This window comes from Leptolyngbya sp. FACHB-36, assembly GCF_014695955.1.
In the GTDB taxonomy this organism is placed as follows: Bacteria; Cyanobacteriota; Cyanobacteriia; order Leptolyngbyales; family Leptolyngbyaceae; genus FACHB-36.
Genome location: NZ_JACJPG010000365.1, coordinates 1 through 5218, shown reverse-complemented (window position 1 = coordinate 5218; position 5218 = coordinate 1). Strand labels below are relative to the sequence as shown.

The 5218-nt window shown below is 50.3% G+C and carries 2 protein-coding genes; both read right to left on the bottom strand.

From position 1 onward, the window contains the following. Positions 1-163: 163 nt before the first annotated feature. Positions 164-2491 carry a S8 family serine peptidase gene (locus tag H6F43_RS10270; protein ID WP_190342685.1) on the bottom strand — a complete coding sequence of 776 codons (2328 nt, stop codon included), beginning with the start codon at positions 2489-2491 and terminating at the stop codon, positions 164-166. Between the two features lie 430 nt (positions 2492-2921). Beyond that, on the bottom strand, positions 2922-5218 hold a 2297-nt coding region (locus H6F43_RS10265; RefSeq protein WP_190342684.1), incomplete at its 5' end, for a CHAT domain-containing tetratricopeptide repeat protein.

Sequence of the window (5218 nt, the reverse complement as noted above, 5' to 3'; positions counted from 1 at the left end):
ATTAGGTTGAAAATTCCGCCTGCCCCGGTTTGTGCTGTAGTTTTCATGCTGTCATTAAGTAGAAGTTCCACCATCCAGTTACAGTCAACATCAAATGTAAGCGATGCATCCAGTAGCAAGCTTGAGAGCGAGTCATCCCCGTTAGTAGTCGCGTACCAAGCGCTTAAGTGAGTTGATTAATTATGCTATCGATCGCGCGATCAGCTTGGATGAGACCGTACCCACTGGCGTAGTCGAACCCAGCATCAAATCCAGGAGTGTAAGGATCATCAAGATCCCAGGCGGTATTCTCCAAAATCTTGTAGAGAGTTGCTGGAGTTAACTCGGAATTGGCTTGCAGCATTAAAGCTGCAACGGCGGCGGCATGAGGAGCCGCTGCTGATGTACCCGGAAAGTTGGGGAATCCATTCCGTTCTCGATCGGGAGATTGCTCAGAGAAAAAGGTGGTGTCAGTATCGTCTGGCGCGACAAATCTAGGTTGGGGGCGAAGTTGCGGTTGGGACAACCAATTACCTGCTTGATCAAACAAAATTTGAGTGCCGCCCAAGGAAGAAAAGGATTCCAGCCGAGATGGAGCGAAATAAGGAACGGCTCCCACGGCTGCTACCCCGCTAGCATTTTTGTGCCCAAACACGGTTGAGCGATCTCTGTCATATTCATTGATCTGAAAGCCTTCCTGACTGATTGCAATATATTTCATTCTGCTAGGAGCAGCACCTTCCCGCTTGCCAATGAGCAGATTAAATTCATTCGAGCCATAAGATCCATCATTCCGAAAACTGAGAACTTCGATCGGATCGCCACCCACATTTGCAGTTCTAGTTTGTGCCAGAATTCTGCTGTTTAAACGGTCTGCTAAATAGATGTCGAGGTCGTTGGGAGAGCGACCAAGCGGTGAATCCCACTGAAACGAAATCTGCAATGGGCGAGCGCTGACAGGAATTGTAACGCTTTGAGAGAAGTCTACTCCAGCTCCTGGATCAAAGTCATGCAGTTCTCCATAGCTAGGGTAGAATCCCGCCGATCGAAACGGATTTTCGTAGCTCTCACGGGCATTGTTGCCTGCCGAGGTGAAATAAGCAACGCCTCTCGCTACCGCCTGATTCACTCTCTGAGCCAAAAAGCCATCCTGGAACATTGGCTCATTTGGATAAACTAAATCATCCACAATAATATCGGCACCTGCATTGACCAAATCTTGGACACCTTGAGCAAAGGCAGCTTGATCGGGAAAGCCCGTGCGAAACAGCAATTTCGCACCCGGAGCCACGTCATGAATTAATTGCATCATGGCGCGTCCTTCGTCAGTACCACCGCTGGTTAAATCCTTGATAACGCCAAAGTTTGAAGGCAAATCACCGCTGGCAATATCATTTGCGGCTCCATTCAAATTATTAAAGCTGTCCGAGATTACGCCGATCGTGATTCCCGTACCATCAACGCTAAAGCGATCTCGGGCAACATCGACTTTCATCGTTTGTACACCCTGGCTCGTCACTAATCCTGTGTTAGATAGCGTCAGAAATGCTGAATTGTTCAGGGCAGTTGCAACGATGCCATTGACAATCGCCAAAAGCTCTCCGGCTTTGGTGCTGATCAGCGTATTATTGGCGTTTGCGCCTGTTCCTTGCGCGATCGTGATTTGATCAAAAGTCAGACCATTGGCTAAACCAAGGCGATCGGGCTGACTCAGGCTGAAATCCACAATCCAATCCGTTCCTGCACTGGGTGCCAGCACAAACACGTCACCGCCGCTGCCGCCAATCAGAACATCCTGCCCCAGTCCGTCTCGAAGCGTGTCATTGCCCGCGCCACCTTGAAGCGTGTCATCGCCTACGTTGCCCCGCAGCAGGTCATTCCCGCTCAATCCATCAATGACATCGTTTCCGCCCTGCCCATTGATCACGTCGTTAGAATTATCAAAGCCCTGAACTGTGTTATTCAAATCGTTGAGAAACGTGACTCGATTTGGCTGTCCGGCTAAGATCTGGCTGCGTTGCCAGTTTGCGTCAAACACATCAAAGCTGTCTTGAATAGTGAGATCGCCCTCAAACTCAATGTTGCCAAAAAGCGATGTGGCGGAATAATTGTCTAAGTTTTCTAACTGAAAATTTCTCAGCGTCACTTGAACATCGGAGACTCCCTCAAACGAAACTACCAAATTGCTGCCTTGCTGCGCCAAGAGCAGGTTTTTGGCGGTGAGTCCTACCCCCTCAAATTTCAGGATATCTAGCTCTGCCAGAATGGCAGTTGTTTGTTTGTCTCTAGCTCCAGCACCGCCGAAGTTATTAATGGTTGTATTGCCGCTGCCACGATCGATCTCAAATGTTTTTTGACCTCCCGCTCCATTCAATTCCAGATTGGCGGCAACCACTTGCGAACTGGAACGTGCAAACTGTGAGTTCAATTCAGTAAAAGCGTGGCTGCGGAATAAGGAGCGATCGTTCAGCTCAAAGGCAGTTGATAGTCCAGTTGCAGAATCAGTGTTCACGATAATGGCTCCAAATATTAGGCTTGACCCATGCAATCGAGATCATTCAGGTATGGAGACGGATCAATGAATGCATCCAGGTTGACAACGACTTCAGTCGTGCAGCGCTTTGTTCTTGAGTTAAATCGTAAGCAAAAGGAATTGAAAACACATTCGTTCTATCTACAGACCTGATGGACGGAAGAGTGCAAAGTCGATTGCGGGAAAGTGCAACTCGATCGACTACGCCGCCTCACCCATCCGCTTTGAGTAATACCAATTCGTAATTCGGAATTTGCAATTCGGAATTGCAGAAGCTCCAGTTCGTCTACGTTTTAGTCGTTTGATCGGTCGCTGGAATTTAGAGAACTGGTCTAACTTTGGTAGAGGCATGATTTGAAGGGCTGAGGAGGTCATCGCTGTCCTTAACGCTGGCGTTCGAGGCGATCGGCTAACTTCCTTGCAGGGCAAAAGCAGCCCAATGATATGGGGCTTGCCACTTCTGGCTTTGCCACAGTTTGAGTTGTGCGACTCTTAGAGCGGCAGCAGGCGACAAGCCTTGGTGCAACATGCCTTGATACAACTGCGTCATCAGCAGCGCCGTCGAGTCATCATCCACATTCCACAACCCCGCAATCACCTGCTTAGTTCCTGCATACATCAATCCACCTGTTAGACCGATCAACCCCTCGCCCTGGATTTCTTTACCCAGTGCTGTGGTACAGCCACTCAGCACCACCAGATCTGCCGACAGCTTCAGGTTAAACGTATCTGCAGTCGACAAAAGGCTGCGCTGAAGGTTTCCCTGGTCATCGACGATCGACAACACCATGCCGGATCGCTCCGGATTTTGGCTATTAAGCGTGCCGTGACTGGCAAAATGCACGATGCGGTACTGCGCTAATTCTGGACTAATTGCCGCCTGACGACTAGCAGCCGCATCCAATTTCAGTAGGCGTTTAGCGGGAGGAACCAATTGCGCAATTTGACTGGCTTCCTGCCGCGTTCCGGGTAGCCGTTCATAAAGGATTTCAGCATCGGAAGTACGAGAGTGCTGTTGGAGCCGTCGATCGTCGCGACTAAAAATTGGATCTGCCAGGATAGCTAAGGTTTGAGTGGGTGCTTTGGCATTGGCTCGTTGCTGCAACCCGATTCGCAATGCGGCAGAGGGAAGACCGATGATTTCGTGATCGACGAATAGGGGCTGATTTTTCCCCCCGGTTCCGGGTTGAGGCAAAGCGGCAAATGGCAAATAATGCAAAATGCCATCGCTGACGATTAGCAGGCGTTTGTTGCCTAACTGTGCCGCGACGGGTTCTAGAAGCATCTGGCTGAGCTGCGCGGCGGCATCGACCTGAACCGCAACGGTAGAAGTTGACGGAGCCGCGCTGCGTCGATCGCCCATCTGATAGATGGGCGACTGCAACAGTTCGATCCAGTCTCGCGCGATGCCTTCGATATCAGCTTGTTTCGGCAGAGTGTAGCTTTGCAGCCCCTTGGGCGTCACTGCCCACAAATAGCTGCGGTCTTTACCCAGAGCATATTCCAGCAGAAGGGTTTTGTCGTCTAGAAGCTGCCGTTGCAGGTCTTTAAGGGGCAGAGGTTGGGCGAGTTGAATCACTTGTACGGAAGATGGGTTCGCCGCATCGGGGCGCACTGCGCCATTTAGCAGGGCACGAAGGCTGCGGGCGTGCGATCGCTCGCTGGCTTGAAATGCCAACTCTGCGTAGCCAGCGGTCGGCGATTGCTGATGCAGTTGCATCAATAAATCAATGTAGAACCCGTAGTAGTTATGCTTTGAGGCGAGATAGTCTGCTAGGTTGAGGTAAGACTTGTAGAGGCTAGGTTTCTGAGGCACTCTGGGATTGGCAGAATTCAATTTCTGCAATTCGTAGCTAGTCTGAAATCCACCTCCCTGTTCAAGCTGGTCGATCGCCGTTTCAATTTGCGTTTTTGCCTGGGTTAAATCGCCCTGCTGCCGTTGCGCGATCGCCATTTCCCAATAGGTATCAACCTCCTGCAACCGCTCACTCGCTTTGCGCCACAGCGGTAGGGCACGACGATAGAATTCTAGCGCTTGGGGATACTGTCGATTTGCGGCGTAGGTTTTCCCTAACTGGAAAAACGCATCGGCAGTTGCAGCATCTGGTATCTTTGCCCAAAAGAGTGTCCATAAGGACCGCACAAACTGGTCGAGTGCATTGGTTGGTTGAGTACGAGCAGGAGTTTTTGCAGCACGATCGCGACCTGCCTGCAAGATCTGCACGGCTTGCTGGTGCGCTTTTATCGCTTCTTGAGGCTTGCCCAGTGCCAACAGCATCTTACCCAGGGCAGTGTAGGTTTTAGCATGGTAGACATAGCCTCCCTGACCAAAGATCTCTAGGACTAACGGCATGATGCCCAGAGACTCAAGCGTGGAAGTCCCTGTAAAATTAGTGCCTGCCGTGTGAAAATTTACCTGAACTGCGGCGGCTTCCAGATCGCGCGGCGATAGTTTTTTCCACTGCGTCAAGGCTTGACGATACACCACTGCTGCCTGCTGGAATTTGTTTGCTCTGGCTAATTCCTCACCCTGCGTGTAGTTATAGAACACGTTCATCCAAGGAAGAAACGGTTGCCATTGGGTTTTGTATTCGGGTTGTTTGGCAATAATTTGTTGAAAAAGCGGTATAGACTGATTGAACCAGTCAATTAGCATTTGATTGAACTGTACTGTAGAGACATTGTTGCCAATGTTCGCGCCCCAAC